The 18,806-nt window shown below is 59.0% G+C and carries 18 protein-coding genes; 8 read left to right on the forward strand and 10 right to left on the reverse strand.

Features of this window, described 5'->3' with window-relative positions:
* Positions 1-944 precede the first annotated feature (944 nt).
* Positions 945-1,214, forward strand: a complete 270-nt coding sequence (locus DDIC_RS14105) for an IS3 family transposase (protein ID WP_432612322.1) — start codon at positions 945-947, stop codon at positions 1,212-1,214.
* Between the two features lie 102 nt (positions 1,215-1,316).
* On the forward strand, positions 1,317-2,507 hold the full coding sequence (locus DDIC_RS00950) for an IS256 family transposase (protein WP_136398717.1): 1,191 nt from the start codon (positions 1,317-1,319) through the stop codon (positions 2,505-2,507).
* Positions 2,508-2,635: 128 nt separating this feature from the next.
* Here the strand turns inward: DDIC_RS00950 and DDIC_RS00955 are convergent, their stop codons facing one another.
* The 8 genes from DDIC_RS00955 to DDIC_RS00990 form a co-directional block, all read right to left on the reverse strand.
* Positions 2,636-3,214 carry a nitroreductase family protein gene (locus DDIC_RS00955; protein WP_136398718.1) on the reverse strand — a complete coding sequence of 193 codons (579 nt, stop codon included), beginning with the start codon at positions 3,212-3,214 and terminating at the stop codon, positions 2,636-2,638.
* A gap of 58 nt (positions 3,215-3,272) precedes the next feature.
* Complete coding sequence (locus DDIC_RS00960; RefSeq protein WP_247647586.1) at positions 3,273-4,070, reverse strand: adenosylcobinamide-GDP ribazoletransferase; 798 nt, start codon at positions 4,068-4,070, stop codon at positions 3,273-3,275.
* 4 nt (positions 4,071-4,074) lie between these two features.
* The gene (locus DDIC_RS00965; RefSeq protein ID WP_136398719.1) at positions 4,075-4,716 is read right to left on the reverse strand and encodes a redox-sensing transcriptional repressor Rex; all 642 of its coding nucleotides are present in this window, start codon (positions 4,714-4,716) and stop codon (positions 4,075-4,077) included.
* Positions 4,717-5,500: 784 nt separating this feature from the next.
* On the reverse strand, positions 5,501-5,824 hold the full coding sequence (gene atpE / locus DDIC_RS00970; RefSeq protein WP_136398720.1) for an ATP synthase F0 subunit C: 324 nt from the start codon (positions 5,822-5,824) through the stop codon (positions 5,501-5,503).
* Between the two features lie 121 nt (positions 5,825-5,945).
* Positions 5,946-6,650: a F0F1 ATP synthase subunit A gene (gene atpB / locus DDIC_RS00975; RefSeq protein ID WP_136398721.1), complete on the reverse strand. Its 705-nt coding sequence runs from the start codon at positions 6,648-6,650 to the stop codon at positions 5,946-5,948.
* A gap of 134 nt (positions 6,651-6,784) precedes the next feature.
* Positions 6,785-7,225: a hypothetical protein gene (locus DDIC_RS00980; protein WP_247647508.1), complete on the reverse strand. Its 441-nt coding sequence runs from the start codon at positions 7,223-7,225 to the stop codon at positions 6,785-6,787.
* A complete protein-coding gene (locus DDIC_RS00985; protein WP_136398722.1) occupies positions 7,191-7,544 on the reverse strand; it encodes an AtpZ/AtpI family protein in 354 nt (117 codons plus the stop codon). Before DDIC_RS00985 ends, DDIC_RS00980 begins: the two co-directional genes overlap by 35 nt.
* Positions 7,545-7,757: 213 nt before the next feature.
* Entirely contained in the window at positions 7,758-9,476 is a 1,719-nt protein-coding gene (locus DDIC_RS00990) for a class I SAM-dependent RNA methyltransferase (RefSeq protein WP_136398723.1), read from the reverse strand.
* Positions 9,477-9,685: 209 nt separating this feature from the next.
* Here DDIC_RS00990 and rplU point away from each other — a divergent pair, with 209 nt between their 5' ends.
* From rplU to proB, 4 genes are all read left to right on the forward strand, one after another.
* Positions 9,686-9,994 (forward strand): 50S ribosomal protein L21, encoded by a 309-nt coding sequence (rplU, locus tag DDIC_RS00995; RefSeq protein ID WP_136398724.1) that lies wholly within the window; start codon positions 9,686-9,688, stop codon positions 9,992-9,994.
* A 137-nt stretch (positions 9,995-10,131) separates the two neighbouring features.
* On the forward strand, positions 10,132-10,401 hold the full coding sequence (gene rpmA / locus DDIC_RS01000) for a 50S ribosomal protein L27 (RefSeq protein ID WP_136398725.1): 270 nt from the start codon (positions 10,132-10,134) through the stop codon (positions 10,399-10,401).
* Between the two features lie 252 nt (positions 10,402-10,653).
* Positions 10,654-11,754: a GTPase ObgE gene (gene obgE, locus DDIC_RS01005; RefSeq protein WP_136398726.1), complete on the forward strand. Its 1,101-nt coding sequence runs from the start codon at positions 10,654-10,656 to the stop codon at positions 11,752-11,754.
* 17 nt (positions 11,755-11,771) lie between these two features.
* Positions 11,772-13,001 carry a glutamate 5-kinase gene (gene proB / locus DDIC_RS01010; protein ID WP_136398727.1) on the forward strand — a complete coding sequence of 410 codons (1,230 nt, stop codon included), beginning with the start codon at positions 11,772-11,774 and terminating at the stop codon, positions 12,999-13,001.
* A gap of 368 nt (positions 13,002-13,369) precedes the next feature.
* On the opposite strand, the gene DDIC_RS01015 is transcribed toward proB, so the two are convergent.
* On the reverse strand, positions 13,370-13,852 hold the full coding sequence (locus DDIC_RS01015) for a GlcG/HbpS family heme-binding protein (RefSeq protein WP_136398728.1): 483 nt from the start codon (positions 13,850-13,852) through the stop codon (positions 13,370-13,372).
* Positions 13,853-14,276: 424 nt separating this feature from the next.
* A complete protein-coding gene (locus DDIC_RS01020) occupies positions 14,277-15,824 on the reverse strand; it encodes a lipopolysaccharide biosynthesis protein (protein WP_136398729.1) in 1,548 nt (515 codons plus the stop codon).
* Between the two features lie 196 nt (positions 15,825-16,020).
* Here DDIC_RS01020 and ilvD point away from each other — a divergent pair, with 196 nt between their 5' ends.
* Positions 16,021-17,706, forward strand: coding sequence for a dihydroxy-acid dehydratase (gene ilvD / locus DDIC_RS01025; protein WP_136398730.1), 1,686 nt, complete (start codon positions 16,021-16,023; stop codon positions 17,704-17,706).
* Positions 17,707-17,803: 97 nt separating this feature from the next.
* Entirely contained in the window at positions 17,804-18,739 is a 936-nt protein-coding gene (locus DDIC_RS01030) for an AEC family transporter (RefSeq protein WP_136398731.1), read from the forward strand.
* Positions 18,740-18,806 lie beyond the last annotated feature (67 nt).

Below are 18,806 nucleotides of genomic sequence, written 5' to 3' on the forward strand. Positions count from 1 at the left end.
CCTCATGAATCCACACGACATCAAAAGAATTTTAACATGTATTAAACATGTATTCTAGGGTCTGTGTAGTTTAATAGTAATAACAACCCGTCAAAATAATATTTTTATTGTTACTTTTCCACAAGCTACGCATCGATATCGCACACGGCGTTAATGGTAGACATTGAAGTTAATTTGAAAATATCAGAGACTCTGAACCGTAATATCTACACGCATCTGGGCAAGACAAACCGCCCGCAATGCATCCCTTTTCCTTCTATCCCACGAAGTATACTTTTTCAACTTGCCGGTCTCATTGGGCTGACCTGAGAAGTGGGTTCGGGAAACCGAGCTAAGCTCTAAGGGTACGCAAGGGGTCAACGGAGGCTTTTTATATCCAAATAGAGAAGGAAGTTACCCGCCAAGTTCAAGACCTGCGTCAATTTAACAGCCTGAAAAAGTATAATATCCTCCCAATATTGTTTGCGCAAGCTGTCCAATCGCATCACGCCGGGTTTGACTGAGGTGGTCGCGGGAAATTGGGCAGCCTGTTAAGCTATAGTCCTCAACGAAGGAGGACTGTTTTCGATGTCAAAGAGACGGAATTTTTCAGCGGAGTTCAAGGCGAAGTAGCGCTAGATGCTCTGTCCGGCGAGTTAACTTTGGCAGAGCTGGCCGGTAAGTATGACGTGCATCCGACGCAGATCACCAGTTGGAAGCGTCAGGCTAGAAGGCATGATGGCGGCATTTTCCGGGAAGGCGGGCGACCGTGCAGAAGGATGTTGAGACCGAGATACGGGAACTCCACGCCAAAATTGGCCAATTGACCGTGGAAAAAGATTTTTTAGAGCGAGCCTTCGCCAAACGGTGAGTCGCGGGCGAAGGCGTGGGATGATTGAACGAGGGCATCCCCAGCTCAGTATTTGTCGTCAGTGTTGCCTCATCGGGTTGTACAGGTCGACTTGGTGTCATCGCCCGAAAGGCGAATCAGCCATGAATCTAGAACTGATGAGGCGTATCGACGAGCAGTTTTGGAGACACCGTTTTATGGTTCGCGCCAGATGAAAAAGTATTTATGGCATCAGGGCATCAAGATTGGACGTGACCGAGTGCGGAGATTGATGCGCAAGATGGGGCTAGTGGCGATCTACCAGAAGCCCAGAACGAGTGTGCGGCATCCCGAGCATAAGATTTATCCTTATCTGCTGCGCGGATTACGAATCAATCGGCGATAACGTACGGTATTTTTCGCACATTGAAAAAATAGAAGTAGCCCGCCAAGTCGGTTAGGTTTGGTTATCACCAAACAACCATCAAACCAACGTGGAGGGCTACAGATGGAAGCTATCAGGACGAACGGTAAAAATAAAGTTCCGGTGATTGCTGTCGATGAAGAAGAATTGCGGACACACGTTTCCGAGGTTGTGCGCCAAAGTGTCGAGGAGACCTTGAATGGCCTGCTTGATGCGGAAGCTGACACGCTCTGCCAGGCCCGACGCTATGAGCGTAATGCCGATCGAGCCAGTACCCGCGCTGGTCATTATGAGCGGAATTTGCAGACCAAGGCTGGCACGGTTCAGCTTAAGGTTCCCAAGCTGCGACACATGCCGTTTGAAACCGCGATAATCGAACGGTATCGTCGCCGGGAAAGTTCAGTGGAAGAAGCCTTGGTAGAGATGTACTTGGCAGGCGTGTCAGTGCGTCGGGTCGAGGACATTACCGAGGCTCTTTGGGGCAGTCGAGTCAGTCCAAGCACAATAAGCGACTTGAATCAAAAGATTTTTGAGCGGGTTGAGGAATGGCGCAATCGACCACTTGAGCCGAAATCCCCGTACATTTTTGTGGATGGAATATGGCTGAAACGCTCTTGGGGCGGTGAAGTTCAAAACGTATCTGTGCTAGTAGCCATTGGCGTGAGTACCAGCGGCTTCCGTGAAATTCTCGGCGTGGCAGAAGGATCACGTGAGGATGCAGAAAGCTGGCGGCAATTTCTTCGGTATCTCCGAGAGCGTGGCCTTGAACAGATAGACCTCGTTGTATCTGATAAAAGCCTTGGCTTTCTGGAGGCGCTAGGAGAATTTTACCCTGATGCCAAATGGCAGCGTTGCGTGGTGCATTTTTATCGCAACGTACTGCATGCGGTTCCTCGCGGTAAAGCCAAAGAAGTTGCTTTGATGCTCAAAGCTGTTCATGCCCAAGAGGATAAAGAAGCCGCACGCCGGAAATCGGTGGAAGTGATAAGCAAATTACGGGCGCAACGTCTTGAGAAGGCAGCCAGAATAGTGGAATCCGGTTGTGACGAAACGCTTTCGTACTATGATTTCCCCGTAGCCCATTGGCGGCACATAAGGACGAACAATCCGCTTGAGAGTTTGAACCGTGAAATTCGCCGCCGAACCAGAGTTGTGGGGAGCTTTCCGGATGGTCACGCCGCCCTGATGTTGGTGGCTGCCCGCCTGCGCTATATGGCAGGTCAAAAGTGGGGCACTCAACGGTATATGAACATGAACCAAGAAATATTGGCTTAAAATCTGAGCCTTCGCGGCTCGATACGAAACCATGCTTCACCGACTGGCTGCTGCAAAATGTGCGAAAAATTCTGGACACTACCCCAGGCCTCAGCCCGGTCGCGTTTTTACATGTTATGTCAGACCGTTCAGAAGCGGGCTGCGATCAGATCTTCAAGGCTGCGCTTGGGCACATGGTGGACGCCCTCGGCATCACGCCAGTAGGTGGTCGCGCCATTTTCAGGCATGGGGGCAACCACGCGTTTTTCTTTGGCGACGCCAAGGCCAAGCACCAGAGCTACCTTCATGTCCTGAGGCACGTCAAGCAGGGCGGGGACGGCCTGGTGGTCGAACGACTGAATTATGCAGCAGCCCCAGCCACGGCTGGTCGCGGCAAGCTGTATGGTCTGGGCGGCAATGCCCACGTCATAGCAGGTCAGCTCCTTGCCGGTCTGGGGCATGAGGATGGCAATAAAGGCGGTGGGACGTTCGCCGGGGTGCGGGCCGCCCCAGTCTTTCAAAGCGCCAGCCCAACGGGTGAGCGCAAAAAGTTTTTGGCATGTTTCGCCGTTGCCCACGAGCGTAAAACGAAGTTCTTGCCCGTTTTTGCCGCTGGGGGCAAGGCGGGCGCAGTCCACAAGCCATTCCAGATCGCCCATGGCGAGGGGCTGATCTTCAAAAAAACGGCGGCACGTGCGGGCTGCTTCAGCTAGAGCTTTGAATTCCATAGCCAGCTCCTTGGTTTCTCCGGGCTGAACCCGGCTGTTTGCGTCAGGCAGCGCCACTTTACACTGTAAGCAGCAGAAAACACAACTGGCTCCACTGGATGCACGCGCCGAGAAAGTCGCCGGAAACACCGCCCTGCAGCCGGGCCTTGTCTATAAGGCTGTGCACCAGCGCAAACTGCCCAAGGGCAAGCAGCGGCAGCCGCCAGAAGGGGCAGCCGCCAAACAGAACCAGAACAGCCATGGCTGCCGTCAGCAGAACCTGCCAGCGTGCCAGTTGCGGCGTGCAGCCGGCGCAGGCCAGACCGCCCAGCGAGCGCTGCTGATATGGGGTTGTGTATGCGGCAAGCCAGATGCCTGCCGCGCGGCCCCAGGCAGGAGCAAGCACAAGGGCAATCCACTGCCCCTGGACCAGGTGCCCCACAAGGCTCAGCCACAGGCCGCTGAAGGCCACAAGCATATGCAGTGCGCCAAACGCGCCAAGCCTGCTGTCGCGCAGGATGGTCCAAAAACGTTCGCCCTCTGCGCCGCTCCCAACCGCATCGCCCAGATCAGACAGCCCGTCCCAGTGCAGGCCTCTGGTGGACCATATCTCGCAAACCATCCAGGCCCAAGCGGCCAGCGCGGCGGCGACGATGTTGCTCGCAACTCCGGATGTCGGCTTGTCAAAGGCCCACAGCGCTGCAAAGGCCGCTAAGGTGCACAATGCGCCAATTACAAGCCCGACAGGGGCAAAAAACGGCATGGCCGCACTGAGGGAGGCTGCGGTGCAAGATGGGCGCGGCGGCGCCAGACGGGTCAAAAAAGCCAGGGCGTCATGAAAACGTCCTGGCCATGTTGCTAAGGTGGTAATGGTCACAGCGTCAGCGGGTTTGGGGATGGTTGAAGGCCAGCGCGTACAGGTGGTGGAAAAAGTCCACGTATTCAACGTTGATTCTTTCAGGCACCTTGATGCGTGAGGGAGCAAAGTTGAGGATGGAGGTAATGCCCGCATCCATCAGGTGTTGCGCGGCCCTCTGCGCTCTTTCGGGCGGGGTGGTGATGATGCCGATTTCAATGTTGAGGTCGGTCACCATGTCCTTGAGGTCGCGTGTGCAGTGCACCTCGAGCCCGTGGACGATCTCGCCGATCTTGAAGGGGTCGCAGTCAAAAATACCCACGATGTTGAATCCGCGAGAGCGAAATTCGCCATGGTTTAGAATGGCCTTGCCCAGGTTGCCGACGCCGATAAGCGCCATGCGCCATTCGCGGTCGACGCCAAGCGACGAGGTGATTGCGGCAATAAGCGATTTGACATGATAACCGACGCCGCGGATGCCAAATTCACCGAAATACGCAAGGTCCTTGCGAACCTGAGAGCCGTTGACGCCGCATGCGTCCGCAAGGGGGTTCGAGGAGATTACCTCAACATTGTCGCGCGAAAAATTTTCAAGCACCTGCACATAGGTCGCAAGGCGCTGGATGGTCGCTCTGGGGATATGTTTGCTTTTCGGTGGGTTAACCATGGTGTACCTTCTGGATGCGCAGCGGGTCGTATTGTTGCAAGCTTTGTGAAATTGATTTTATAGCAGAAATATTGCTTGGCGCAAGCTTTGTGAATTTGGTGCTCTTTGACCAGATAACCAGGTAAAATTGCAGGAACTAATGCAGTTTTGCCGGGTTTTGCGCGATAGGCAAAACCCTTGGTTTTACCTGTTCCAAACAAATTTATGCCGCCTTTTATTGATAAAATTTATTTCACCACTTTTCAAGTTTTGCGCATCTGCGATGGGTTTGTGCGTGGTCTGTTGTTTCAGCAGGTTATGCAAATGAACTACAGTAGGAGATAATTACTACCACAAAAGTTAACAAAGGTTAAGCGTATAGATTACTTGTCTTGGCTGGTTGGCAATTGCGCAATTTTTTTAGCGGGCAGTGGGTCGCACAATGTTTTGGCTCGCACGTGCTCAGCTCCACCCACGAGCACTCCTTAAGCGCCCTGCGATTGTGCGCCCGGCCCGCGTGCGAGCGGCGGGGGCGCGGTATCGCGAGGGTGTGGCGTGCGTCTGCAGGCTTTGCCCGTGTTGGTTGTGTATCTTGCGCTGCGCCTGGGGCCGTGCCCGGAGTTGCTTCGAGAGGCAGCGGCGGATTAAGGTTCCCTCTGACTTTGGCGCTTGGGCAGGTTGGGACACGGCTTTGCTGTCTGGCGGAAACCCTGGCGGGCCATGAACAGCCCGCAGTTGCTCCTGCGGAACAAAACAAAAAGGGCGACCCGAGGGCCGCCCTTTTTGCAAATCAGACGATTCGAACTTACGCGTAGGGGTTGGCGTACAGCAGGATGAAGCTGATAACCAGGGCGTAAATGGCCAGCGATTCGATGAAGGCGAAGGCCAGAATCATGGTACCGGTGATCTTGCCGCTCACGTCAGGGTTGCGGGCAACGCCTTCGCAGGCGCCCTTCAGACCAAGACCCATGCCGATGCCGCAACCAAAAGCGGCAATGCCGATGCCAAGGGCGGCGGCCAGGCAGGTGTAACCCAGAGCCGAGGCGTCGAGCTGATTGGCGGCGAAGGCCATGCTGGCCATGCCGAGAAGGGCCACGGTGTTCAGGGCGATCATCAGAAACTTACGCATGAGACACTCCTTGCACTGTTGTATTGTTGGGTCGTTATCGACCATTCCCCACTATGTGTCGTGTGTAACGTCCCGCATTCGCCGCTAGTCGGCCGGCTGCAGGCAGCCCAGGCCTATCGGCCTAATGCTCGGGTGCTTCAAGCGCGCCCTTGATGTAAAACATGGTCAGCATGAAGAACACGAAGGCCTGCATGGTCTTGCCCAAGAGGAACAGGGCGTAGATGGGCAGGGTTCCGAGTATGGGAGCCATCACGAAGAACAGCACCATAACGATTTCTTCACCGCGGATGTTGCCGAAAAGACGGAGCGAGAGAGAAACCGGGCGCGACAGGTGCGAAACCACTTCAAGCGGAAGCATAAGTGGAATAAGCACCTTGGAAGGGCCGGTAAAGTGATGGATGTAGTGCGCCTTCCAGCGGATCAGACCTATGGCGTTGTAGAACACCAGCACGAACAGAGCCATGCACACGGTGGTGTTAAGGTTGGCCGTGGGGGCGTCAAGGCCGGGTACCAGACCCATGAGGTTCATGCCAAAAATGTAGATGAACATGCCAGTCAGCAGGCCGACGAACTTACGCCCGTTTTCGCCCATGGTGGCTAGGATGAAGTTCTCGATGGTATCCACCAAGGCTTCGAAAAAGTTTTGCAGGCCTCCGGGAACCATAGTCAGCCGACGGCGCATAATCAACGCGACGGTGAACAAAATGGCCATACAGACCCAGGAGTAGAACACATGCTTGAATTCCACCATCTGTCCACCGATGGTGATCTCGTCCATGCCCATAAATGTGGAGAGCAATACCGGATGCGGCAAACCACCTGCCATGAGCCATGCCTCCTGGTGAATACGCGCCAAAGCGCTGCGTTGATGTTGGACCCCTGCGGGCCGTTCCCCAAAATTTGCGGCCTTGGACTCACGCCCTGCCGGTGTACGACCGGGTTGTTCCAGCCGGTTCTGCTTTAGTCAGCACGGCGTCGCGGGCTGCGCGCTGCCAGTGCGTAACTTGCCAGAGCGCATGCTCCGGCTGCGGCCATGCCGCCCACTATGGCAAAAACAGGAGCTCTGCAGGTGATCAGCGATACATAAAGAACTGCGCCAACCAAAACAAGCCTGCCTATCCAGCGCACCAGTACGATGCGCAAAAAGGCCGTACTGTAATCGCCCAGGCCCTTGCGCAAAAAAAAGCGCGCCAGCCCCCAAAACGTCCAGGCCATTATGGTCAGGCCCACTCCAAACCAAAAAATCCAGGTCGTGGCCGTAAAGGCCAACCCGCCGACCAGCAAAGTGAATGCGGCGAGCAAAATTTCGTTGCGCAGCAGCACGCGGATAGCCGGGTGGTCTATGCCGCGCCGCCAAAGCCAGGCGTCAAGGCTGTGTATCATCTGTTTCAGTCTGCGCACGGCTGTTTGTCTTGCCTTGCCCCGCTGGGGGCGTTGCGTTTTGCTGTTCCGGCACAAGGCCTTTTCGGCGGGCGTCCTGCGCGGCAATTTTGCGCAGCAGGGCCTGGGTATCGCGGTAGACGTTCAAAAAACCTGCCGCAATGCCGATGAACAGAAAAACCAGCTTGCCCCAAGGTGTGGTGCCAAACCAGTGGTCGATGCCGTAACCAATGGCAAACCCGACTGCGGGGCCGCTAACCAGATGCAATCCGATGACCCCAGTATTGGCCATGGCTTCCATGCCGGTTTGCTGCTGTTTAAGAAAATCCTTGAACGACATGAGGCCTCCGCGCGCATGGCTCTCGGAACCTGTAGCGTCATGGTCCCCTTAACGCTGTTCAAATTATCACAGCCGACCTGACGCGTCAATGACTTTGGGCGGAAACTTGTGATTACGCTGCATTCCTTGCAGCCCACAGAGCCAGAAAGGCGGCTGTTGATACCAAAAGCGGGATCAAAAAAATATGAAAAGCCGTACCACCGACAGGCGGTTTTATGTTTTGAGCCAGAGACTCAGCGTCTCAAGATGCGGCGTGTGCGGAAAAAGATCCACCACTGCGAGCCGCTCCAGCCTGTAACGGCAGCGCAACTGGGCCGCGTCGCGCGCCAGAGTTGACGGGTTGCACGATATATAGAGGATGCGCTCTGGCGCTATGCGCAGCAGTGCGTCAAGAGCGCGCGGCGAAAGCCCCGCCCTCGGGGGGTCAACCAGTGCGTCTGTGACGCTTGGCAGCGTCGTGCCTGCGTGGGTGTTGGGTTTGGCTGCATCTGCCGGCGCGTCAGCTGCCTCGTTATCCCCCTGTGTGGTTTGACTGCGCGTTGCAGCCCACATGTTTTGTGCGCCGCACGCTGCAAGACGTTCCAGCCGCTGGGCCGCGTCGCCTGCCTTGTATTGGCAGTGGTGCTGACCGTTGTTTGCCGCATTGATCGTTGCCAGTTTCACGGCCCTGGCGTCCTGCTCCAGCCCAAGCAGGGCTGCGTAATCCGACGCCAGCAACAGGCCCGGAGCGCCAACGCCGCAGTAGAGATCAAGCAGGCCTCGGCTCTCTGGGGCGGCTTCGGCCTGGGGCGTCAGCATGCTCTGGGCGGTGCGGGCCAGCACCTGCGCCGCAGCGGTGTTGACCTGAAAGAACGAGGTCGCATCCAGGGCAAAATAAGCACCATTTAGTGGCTGAAATAGCCGGGCCGCTGCGGGATTGTCCATTCCCGTTGCATCCAGAGTCTGCACGCGCTTTTCGCCAAAGGCAAAGGCGTCTGCCGTGCTGCGTTCCTCATGGATAAAAGCGTATAGTTGCGGAAAAGCCGCCAGCACTTCGCGCCCAAGGGCGCGCACGGCGGCCCTTTGCTGTGCATCGCCGGGGCTTGTGATGCACAATGCCCACCAGCGCGGCGTACGCAGGTCTGCGGCCAGCCCCCGGCGCAAAACAAAAAAACGCCAGAAGCCAGGATCGGCCGTGTCTTGCTGCACTGTATAATAATGAGTGGGTACTCGGCGGGCCGGTTCATGGCGGTTGCCGCGAGCCGTTTGTTTGCACTGGTTGGTTTTGCGGCGGGAAGCTGTCATTGCGACTGAACGGGAGTCTGGCCGGGAGTCTGGCCGCGCATCTGGCGGAACATAGGCGGCAAGGCCGCTCTTGGCTGCCAGATTGCCAACCATGTCGACCATGCGCAGGGCCTCTGCGGGCATGAGAGCGCACTCTGGCACGGCCACCACATCGCGCCCGTTGCGCCTGCGCAGGCCGAGCATGAGCCCGCATTCGCGCGATGCGTCTGGGCCAAAGGCAAATTCCATCTTGTTGCGAAAGCGGATGGCGGCAGGAGAAGGCGCAACCGGCCCGAGCAGGGTTTCAAGTGTGGAGCGGTTCAGCCCGCCTATGCGGCTGAGCGCGTCCAGCGCTATGGTGCGCTTCCAGAAAAGCTGCTGTTCATACGGCATGGTTTGCAGCGGGCAACCGCCGCAGTCGGCATGGTGCGGGCAGATGGGCCGGGCCGCGTCCGGGGCCTCGCGCAGCAGCTGCAGCGCCTCGGCCTCTATAAAGGAAGACTTGCGGCGCGTGATGCGCGCCAGCACCTTTTGCCCCGGTAGGGCGTTGGTCACAAAGACCACAGCGCCGCGCCCCTGCCCGTCGGCAGACGCAAGGCGAGCGATGCCGCGCCCGTCGTGCGACAGGGCGGTGATGTCAACAGTGATAGCGTCGGTAGGGGCATTCATGGTGCTCCACAGATAGCAGCAGGCAGGCGGGGGCGCAAGGGCGCAGGCCTGGTGGACAAAAGGGATTGCACCCCGACGGCAAGTAATGTATTATCATCGTTCGCGCAAGTCGCGGACTGTTCGGCGGGTTTTGCAAAAAAAAGGGCAAAACGCGCTTGACATTTGTCGACCTGTGGGGCAAATATGCCTTTCTCTTTTTGGAGGTTGATATGTACGCGATTATCGAGACCGGCGGAAAACAGTACCGCGTCGAAGAAGGTTCCAAAGTAGTTGTGGAAAAGCTTGCGGTGCAGACCGGAAGCGAAATTTCCCTGGACAAGGTGCTGATGGTCGGCGGCGCAGAATGCAAAGTCGGCGCTCCCTATCTTGCCGGGGCCGCCGTCACGGCGGAAGTGGTGGATCACGGGCGTGGACCCAAGATCAAGGTGTTCAAGCGCTGGCGTCGTAACGACTCGCGCAAGATGCGCGGTCATCGCCAGGATTACACCACCATTCGCGTTAAGAGCATCAACGCCTAGAACCCGGTTCTGTCGAGGTTCGGGCAAGCTGCGGGCAAGGCTTGCCATAGCGGCTCCGCATTCGTGCAGGGGCGCGTTGAGCGATATTTATATTATGCCCCGCCGGTCCATAGGGTCGGCGCCCCAGGGAGGCTACCATGGCACATAAGAAAGCAGGCGGCTCTTCGCGCAACGGCCGCGATAGTGAAGGCCAACGCCGCGGCGTAAAGCGTTTTGGCGGTCAGAAGGTTCTGGCTGGCAATATTCTGGTGCGTCAGCTCGGCACCACCGTTTACCCTGGTGTAAACGTGGGCATGGGCAGGGATTTTACCCTGTTCGCCAAAGTGGCCGGCGTCGTGCGTTTTGAAAAGTATATCCGCAAGCGCCGCGTTCACACGCGCGTGCATGTGGAAGCGGCCGCCGACTAAGCGCGGCCGCGTGGAATTTGCCGATGAGGGAAGGGGCCGCGAGGCTTCTTCCCTTTCGGTGTTTGTGCTGGGGTATGCGTGGCCAGAATGCGCCACTGCCAAATATGCGGCCAAATCGGAGCGGGCATAAGCCCACGTCGGCCTTTGCCGCGCAGCTGCTTGTGCAAGCGGCTTTTTGGAACGGCAGCCCCATAAAAAAACGGTGAATGCCGCACTGCGGCGCACCGCGCGGACTGACCGCAAGGATACCCCATGCGATTTGTAGATGAAGCTCGAATTCAGGTGCGCGCCGGTAAGGGCGGGCACGGTTGCCTTTCGTTCCGGCGCGAAAAGTTCGTGCCGCGCGGCGGGCCGGACGGCGGCAACGGCGGCGACGGCGGTTCTGTACTGTTAAAGGCCGACGGTCGTCTGCTGTCGTTGTACGACTTTCGCCTCAAGCGTCTGTACGAGGCCCGCAATGGCCGTCCCGGCGAGGGCAGCCAGTGCGACGGCAAGAAGGGCGAAGATATGGTGCTGCACCTGCCGGTGGGCACGCTGGTGTTTGCCGAAGGCCCCGACGGCGAGGAACTGCTGGCCGACCTCAGCGACCCCGATACCGAGGTGCTGGTGGCCCGTGGCGGGCGCGGCGGCAAGGGCAACGAGCACTTCAAGTCTGCGACCATGCGCGCCCCGCGCTTTTGCCAGCCCGGCGAACCCGGCGAGGAAAAGAGTCTGCGCCTCGAGCTGAAAATTTTGGCGGACGCCGGTCTGCTGGGTCTGCCCAATGCGGGCAAATCCACGTTTATTTCGCAGGTGTCGGCGGCGCGCCCAAAAATTGCGGCCTATCCCTTCACCACGCTCACGCCCAACCTCGGCGTCATGATTGACGAGGTGGACCCTGACAGGCGCATGGTCATTGCCGACATCCCCGGTCTCATCGAAGGCGCGCACGAGGGGCAGGGCCTTGGCCTGCGCTTTCTCAAACACGTAGAACGCACGCGGTTTCTGGTGCACATCCTCAGTGTCGAGGATGTGGGCGATGAAGACCCGTGGGCGGGCTTTGACCTTATCAACGAAGAGCTGCGCCGTTTTGACGCAGAACTTGGCGAACGTCACCAGATCGAGGTGGTCAACAAGATCGATCTGCTCACGCCCGAGCGGCTGGCGGACCTCAAGGCCCGCGCCAGGGCAGACGGCCGCGACATCTTCTTTATTTCCGCGCGCGACGGTATTGACCTCGAACCGCTGGTGGAAGAACTGTGGCGTATGCGCGATCAGACCGCCAGCCACGCGCCCATCCTGCACTTTGCGGAAATAGACGGGGACGAAGATGAGGAGTTCCCCGAAATTGAAGTGATCTATACCCGCGAATAGCGGTCTGTGGAGCATATATGGCAGCCCCCAACGAAGACTGGCGGCAGGAACGCGCGCGCGTGCTCACGCAGGCGCGGGTTGTGGTCGTTAAGGTCGGCAGCGCTGTATTGACCGACGCCAACGGACTGTGCGCCCCCGTGCTGGATAATCTGGCCGGGCAGTTGGCGTGGCTGCGCAATCTGTTGCCGGGCGGCGATGCCGTCGATGCGCACCCCCGCAGGCTGGTGCTGGTTTCCTCCGGGGCTGTGGCTGCGGGCAGAGCCGCGCTGACCTCGCGCGGGCATGTGGTTGAAACCGCAGGTCTGGCTGCGCGTCAGGCTGCGGCCGCCGTGGGGCAGGGCCAGCTTATGCAGGCCTGGGACAAGGTTTTTTTTGCCCACCGCATGCCCACCGCCCAGGTGCTGCTGACCCGCGACGACCTGCGCGCGCGTCAGCGCTTTCTCAATGCCCGCAACACCTTTGCCGAGCTGCTGGAATGGGGCGTGCTGCCCATTGTCAATGAAAACGACACGGTCTCCATCAGCGAGCTGAAGTTCGGCGACAACGACTGTCTGGCGAGCCTGCTGGTCAACCTGACCGGGGCCGAGCTGTTCATCAATCTTACCTCTGCCTCGGGCGTTCTGGCCGCCGATCCGCAAAAAAACCCCGGCGCTCCCATTCTGGATCATATCGAGGATGTGGCGGCGCTTGATCTGGGCCTGCTTTGCGGCGGCAAAACCTCTGTGGGCACTGGCGGTATGTATTCCAAGCTTCTGGCTGCCCGTCGTGCCGCGCAGATTGGCGTGCCCACGCTGATTTTGCCAGGGCGCGAGCCAGAAATCATCACGAGGGCCTTTGCTGCCAGCGGCGTCTGCCCTGCGCCGGAAGGGCACGAGCCTTTTACCGGCGGCACATGGGTGTGCCCGGCCATGCATGCCATCCCGCGGCGCAAGTTCTGGCTGGCCTATCAGTCCGACCCGGCAGGCGGGGTGCATGTGGACGCCGGCGCGGCCAAAGCCCTGCTGCACAAGGGCGGCAGTCTGCTGCCCGGCGGGGTGTTTCGCGTCGAGGGCAGCTTTCAGCAGGGTGCGCTTATCCGCGTGTTGCACGAGGGCCAAAGCCTGGGCGTGGGGCTTTCCAACTACAGCGCCGCCGACCTGAAAAAAATTATGGGCCTGAAACGGCACGAAGTGGCCGCGATACTGGGCGACGCGCACTACCCCGAGGTTATCCACAGGGACAACCTGCTGCTGGATGCGGCGGTGTAAGACGTCAGCAGCTTCCGCCTTGCCCCCCGCAGGCAGATAAAAAATATTGCATATTCAGGCGGCCAGCTTTTTCCGAAATTTCAACGGAGAAAGCTGGCCGCCTTTAGTAGTTGCTCAGGGCAGTAAAAGTATGTCGACGTGCTGAACCCCTGTTGTTGCACAGCCCGGCCTGGCTGTTGGCAGTTTGGGCAAACTGGGGGTTTGGCCGGGGAACGCGTGGAATTCACAGCGTAGAGGCGTGAGCGCCTGCCGCTGCCGCCTGCCGGAGCAGACGCTGACGGCAAAAACACCCGCATCGGGCTGCAACGTTCAGCCCCGGCACCAGCTATGCCGTTGCCCGCCCCGGGCGGGTATGCCTTGGCGCGCGGTTACTTGAGCGCAGCTGCGCCAGCCTTTGAAACGGCGGTGTCTTCAGCCACGCTGCCGCCGCTCACGCCTACGGCCCCGACAATGACCCCATTGCGGACCAGCAGCTCGCCGCCGCCAAAGATGACGAGGCCTCGATTGGTGACTTCAATGCCAAAAAGTTCCTTGCCCGGCTGGGCGGCAGCGCCGAGCTGGGCAGTGGACATGTTGAAATACCGGGCGGTTATGGCCTTCTTTTGCGCAATGTCTATGCTGCCAAGGAAGGCCCCGTCCTCGCGGGCAAAGGCTTTGAGGTTGCCCCCGGCATCCACTACGGCGATGTTCATGGGAATGCCCTGCTTGACGGAAAAGGCCAGAGCTGCGTTAACCACAGTCTGCGCTTCGGCCAGGGTAAGATCGCCGGGAAGTTGTTTGGTGGGCGGGGAGGCGTAAACGTTGCAGGCAACCAGTAGTAAAGCAAGAAAAAACGGCAGGATTCGGCGCACGGTGCTACTCCTTAGTTGATGTTAAGGGGATGGGGCGTAAACCGTGGTTGGGCGAACCCGCCTGGGGCGGGCCACCAGTTGTTTTACGGTATTCTTTTGTGCAAAAAAGCACAAGTGGTCTCGGAGTGCTTGTCTGATGCCGCTCCGCGCAGGGGGGAGCCTGCCGCGCGGCTGTCCGCAGGGCATAACAAACAACCCCCAGGCCGTATGTCTTGGGAACAGCGCGGGGCTCTGCCGCGCGGCTGGCGGTGAGGCTGGCGCTCTGTGAGGCTGCCGCTCTATGAGGCTGCCGCACCAGGGGGCTGGCTGGGGAGGTAAGATGCCGACAACTCGCGCCAGGCCCTGGCCGCACGGTTTGCGACCGGGCCTGAAGACTTGCGGCAGGTTTTAAGCAAAGATTATCAAGGCCCACTGGCCCTGCAGGCTAGCCGTGCGAGCGCGACTTTTTGAAGCGGATAAAAACCTCGCGCAGCTCCTGGCGCGAAAAGCCCATGACCGCAGGCATGCTCAGGCACAGCAGGCCCACAGCGATCGTGTAGATGACGCCTGACGTCAGAAAGCGCGGCAGGGAGTCGAGATCCCCAATACCCATAAGCAGCGTCGCCTGACGGCAGCCAAAAGCCAGCAGCAACAGCACGGCGAGGCTCCACACCTGGTGGGCCACGTTGCGCCAGAACTTGAGGGGGATAAAGCGCGAGGCCAGCCAAAGGTACACATTGACGGTGATGATCTGCACGCACACGGTCTTGAGCGCAAGGCCCACCGCGCCCAGACCCAGGCCAAGATATTCCGGCGGGGCAAGCAGAAACCATGCGGTGCTGAACCCGTAGATGCATTCCAGCGCCGCCATGTTGCGCAAAACCTTGGTGCGCCCGGTTGCGTGAAAGACCGATCCCGCCAGCTGCCCGTAGGCCTGGTGCAGGGGGTAGAGCGCCATGATCTGCACGGGCAGAGTGGCTGCGGCAAACTGCGCGCCGCCAAAAAAATTCACCAGGGCGGAGCCCTCCGCCAGCGTAAAGCACGAAAAATAGGCCGCAACCACATACAGCAGGGGCGCAAAGCGCGTGAGCAGCCGCCCCATGGCCTCGCGGTCGTTGTTGCCCCAGGCGATGGAAAGCTCGCGCATGACCAGCGGCGTCATGGCCGAGACAAAAAGAAAGCAGGCCATGCTGACCTTTTGGGACAGGGCAAAAAATCCCTGTTCCACGCTGCCGTCAAACCACTGCAGCAGCCAGCGCTCGGCCGAGAGCAGCAAAAACGAGAGCAGCGCCTGCACAAACAGGGGGTGGCTGTAGTTGAAAAATTCCCGTCCGTAGGCGCGGGTCTGGTCCTGCGTAAGGTGAAAGTGCAGGGGAATGCCCGCCTGCCGCCAATAGGAGCGCGTCACCAGCCAGTAGCCCAGTGCCGTGGCCCCCAGCATAAGATACTGCTGGGCAAACAGGGTGTGTATGTTCAGCCAGTCTGCCCAGAACATGACGCCAAGCAGGCCAACCGTGCACAGCGAAACCGCTGTGCGCACCATCTCGGACGAAACCGTCGCGCCCACGGCGTCGTTCATGGAGCGCAGCACGCGCCCCCACCATGTCAAAAAGGCCCAGACGGCAGCCAGCGGCGCAAGCCACAGCGGCACGTCGGGCATGAGCAGCTCGCCCGCAAATGGAAACTGCAGCAGGGCGGCGGCCAGTAGAATAATGGCAAAAACCGCCGCGGTAACACGCATGTAAAAGCCAATGAGGCCGGTTTCCGACTGCCTGCGGGAGAGCGAATTGTAAAAGCAGGTGGAGGTTCCCATGTCCAGAAAGCCCGAGAGCTGCTGGAACAGGTTGGTGGCAAAGCTGTAGTTGCCGTACATCTGCGGTCCCAGCGCACGCGGCAAAATGGCCTCCATGGCCAGATACAGGGGGACAGAGGCGATATTGGCCACAAGCTTGAAAATATAGCGACGGGCCAGGGTGGGAGTTGAGCTTTGCATGCCGGGAAATTAGCTCACTTCGGCGGCGCGCTCAAGAGCGGAAGCCGTGCGTGCAAAAAATACCTGCACCGGGCAGGATTATCCCCGGCAGGGGGCCGCCGGGGCGTGTTTACGGGCGCAAAAATTTGCCGTAACATCCAACACCCCTTGCGGGCGCAAGGGGAATGTCTGTTGTTCATACCACAAGGATACCGCCATGGATGATGAAGCACGCAGCAAAAAAATGAAATCCGGGCTGGAAAAAGCCCCCCACCGCTCCCTGCTCTATGCCCTGGGCCTCACCCGGGAAGAGATGGATCGTCCTCTGGTAGGTGTTGTGAATGCCGCCAGCGAGGTCGTGCCCGGGCACATGCACCTGAACAGCCTTGCCGATGCGGTCAAGGCCGGTGTGCGCATGTCGGGCGGCACGCCGTTGCAGTTCCCGGCCATTGCCGTATGCGACGGCCTGGCCATGAACCATGAAGGCATGCGCTTTTCGTTGCCCTCGCGTGAATTCATTGCGGACTCCATTGAAATTATGGCCCGTGCCCACGCCTTTGACGCTCTGGTGTTCATACCCAACTGCGACAAGTGCGTACCCGGCATGCTCATGGCCATGATGCGCCTCAATATTCCCTCGGTGCTCGTTTCCGGCGGCCCCATGCTGCCCGGCGACATCGGTCCCGGCAAGCGCGGCGATCTCATCACCGTGTTTGAGGCCGTGGGCAAGGTGCGCAGCGGCGCCATGACCGAGGAAGAGCTGGAATACATGGCCGAACGCGCCTGCCCCGGCTGCGGCGCGTGTGCGGGCATGTTTACGGCCAATTCCATGAACTGCCTGTCCGAAACCATCGGCGTGGCCCTGCCCGGCAACGGCACCATCCCCGCCGTGAGCGGCGCGCGCATCCGTCTGGCCAAAACCGCCGGTATGCGCGTTATGGACCTGCTGCGCAAAAACATCCGCCCGCTGGACATCGTAACGCCCAAGTCTGTGGCCAACGCCGTGGCGGTTGATATGGCCCTTGGCTGCTCCACCAATACTGTGCTGCACCTGCCCGCCGTTTTTGGCGAGGCCGGGTTGAAGCTGGGCCTGGATATTTTTGACGAAGTCAGCAAAAAAAGCCCCAACCTGTGCAAGCTCTCCCCGGCGGGCAAGCATTACATGGTCGACCTTGACAACGCTGGCGGCATCCCGGCGGTCATGACCGAGCTGGACAAGCTTGGCCTGATCAACAAGGACTGCATGACCGCAACGGGCAAGACCGTGGGCGAAAACCTCAAGGACATGAACGCCCGCGTGCTGAACCCCGACGTGATCCACAGCGTTGAAAACCCCTATTCCAAACAGGGCGGCATCGCCATTCTGCGCGGCAGCCTGGCCCCCGGCGGCGCTGTGGTAAAGCAGTCCGCCGTGGCCCCCGAGATGATGTGCCGCGACGTCAAGGCCTGCGTGTTCGAGTCGGAAGAAGACGCCATGAAGGCTATACTTGACGGCAAGATCAAACCCGGCGACGGCGTGGTCATTCGCTACGAAGGCCCGCGCGGCGGACCGGGCATGCGCGAGATGCTGTCGCCCACGGCGGCCATTACGGGCATGGGACTTGGCAAGGATGTTGCCCTGCTGACCGACGGCCGGTTCTCTGGCGGTACCAACGGCGCGGCCATCGGCCACATTTCGCCTGAGGCTGCCGACGGCGGCGTTATCGCCCTGGTGCGCGAGGGCGACATGATCCATATTGATATTCCCAACCGCAAGCTTGATTTGCTGGTAGACGCGGCCGAGCTTGAAAAACGCCGCGCCGCCCTTGACGTGCCCAAAAAAGACTGCCCTTATCCGGTGCTGCGTCGTTACGCGTACCTGGTTAGCTCGGCGGCTAACGGCGGGCGCTACAAGGATATTTAAGGACCTCGGCGCTGAGTGCTGCAAAACCCCCATGGGCCTGGCCTATGGGGGTTTTGTGGCCTTTCGAGAGCCGGGCGATTTGCAAAGGATAAGACACATGGAATTTTTGCATGCGCTGGGCGGGGTTTTTGGGCTGATGCTCATGGGCTTTGTTGGTTTTATGCTGGCCGCGCGGCACTGGTTTGGCTCGGAAACGCGCATCATGCTGCCCCGGCTGATTACGCAGATAGCCCTGCCGCCTTTTCTTATGTACACCATCATGCATTCGTTTCACCGCAACGATCTGCTCATGCTGGCAAAGGGTGCATTGCTGCCGCTGTGTTCCGTGGTGCTGATGTTTGCGCTGGCGGTGATTATTGCCAAGTTTGCCAAGATCAAGCGGCAGCACTTTGGCCTGTTCTGCGCCAGCGTATCCAATTCAAACACCATTTTTGTGGGTATTCCCGTCAATCTGGCCCTGTTCGGCGAAAATTCCGTACCCTATGTGCTGCTGTACTATGCCGCCAGCACCGTGTTTTTCTGGACAGTGGGGCAGTATTCCATCACCTGCGACATTACGGACAGCAAGTGCTGCATCCCCCTGCACACGCGCCTGCTGCAGGTGTTTTCGCCGCCGCTCATGGGCTTTATGACCGGCGTGGGCCTGACCCTGCTGGGCATTGAACTGCCGGAATTTTTGCAGAACGTGGCCCGGTCGCTGGGCAACCTGACAACGCCTCTGGCCATGATATTCATCGGTATTTCCATCTACGACATGGGTCTGCGCAGCATAAGGATAAGCAAGGACATGGCCCTGCTGGTAGTGGGACGCATGGTGCTGGGGCCGCTGGTCATGTCGGGCTTTCTGCTCTTTTTTACCGTGCCGCCGCTCATGGCCAAGGTGTTCATCATCCAGGCCTCGTTGCCGGTGATGGCCCAGGCGGCCATTTTGAGCGCCCATTACCACACGGACCCCGAATTTGGCGCGCAGGCCGTTAGCCTCACGACCCTGCTTTCCATGATCACCATCCCGCTCTACATGGTTATTTTTTAGCCGCCGGGCAACACACGCAAGCGCCGGGCAAAAAAAGAAGGCTGCGGATCAGAAGATCCGCAGCCTT

It is taken from the genome of Desulfovibrio desulfuricans, from assembly GCF_004801255.1.
Taxonomy (GTDB): Bacteria; Desulfobacterota; Desulfovibrionia; order Desulfovibrionales; family Desulfovibrionaceae; genus Desulfovibrio; species Desulfovibrio desulfuricans_C.

Coding starts and splice junctions, on each gene's coding strand:
- DDIC_RS00950 (WP_136398717.1), top strand. CDS start 1,317: ATGGAAGCTATCAGGACGAACGGTAAAAATAAAGTTCCGGTGATTGCT.
- DDIC_RS00955 (WP_136398718.1), bottom strand. CDS start 3,214: ATGGAATTCAAAGCTCTAGCTGAAGCAGCCCGCACGTGCCGCCGTTTT.
- DDIC_RS00965 (WP_136398719.1), bottom strand. CDS start 4,716: ATGGTTAACCCACCGAAAAGCAAACATATCCCCAGAGCGACCATCCAG.
- atpE (WP_136398720.1), bottom strand. CDS start 5,824: ATGCGTAAGTTTCTGATGATCGCCCTGAACACCGTGGCCCTTCTCGGC.
- atpB (WP_136398721.1), bottom strand. CDS start 6,650: ATGGCAGGTGGTTTGCCGCATCCGGTATTGCTCTCCACATTTATGGGC.
- DDIC_RS00985 (WP_136398722.1), bottom strand. CDS start 7,544: ATGTCGTTCAAGGATTTTCTTAAACAGCAGCAAACCGGCATGGAAGCC.
- DDIC_RS00990 (WP_136398723.1), bottom strand. CDS start 9,476: ATGAATGCCCCTACCGACGCTATCACTGTTGACATCACCGCCCTGTCG.
- rplU (WP_136398724.1), top strand. CDS start 9,686: ATGTACGCGATTATCGAGACCGGCGGAAAACAGTACCGCGTCGAAGAA.
- rpmA (WP_136398725.1), top strand. CDS start 10,132: ATGGCACATAAGAAAGCAGGCGGCTCTTCGCGCAACGGCCGCGATAGT.
- obgE (WP_136398726.1), top strand. CDS start 10,654: ATGCGATTTGTAGATGAAGCTCGAATTCAGGTGCGCGCCGGTAAGGGC.
- proB (WP_136398727.1), top strand. CDS start 11,772: ATGGCAGCCCCCAACGAAGACTGGCGGCAGGAACGCGCGCGCGTGCTC.
- DDIC_RS01020 (WP_136398729.1), bottom strand. CDS start 15,824: ATGCAAAGCTCAACTCCCACCCTGGCCCGTCGCTATATTTTCAAGCTT.
- ilvD (WP_136398730.1), top strand. CDS start 16,021: ATGGATGATGAAGCACGCAGCAAAAAAATGAAATCCGGGCTGGAAAAA.
- DDIC_RS01030 (WP_136398731.1), top strand. CDS start 17,804: ATGGAATTTTTGCATGCGCTGGGCGGGGTTTTTGGGCTGATGCTCATG.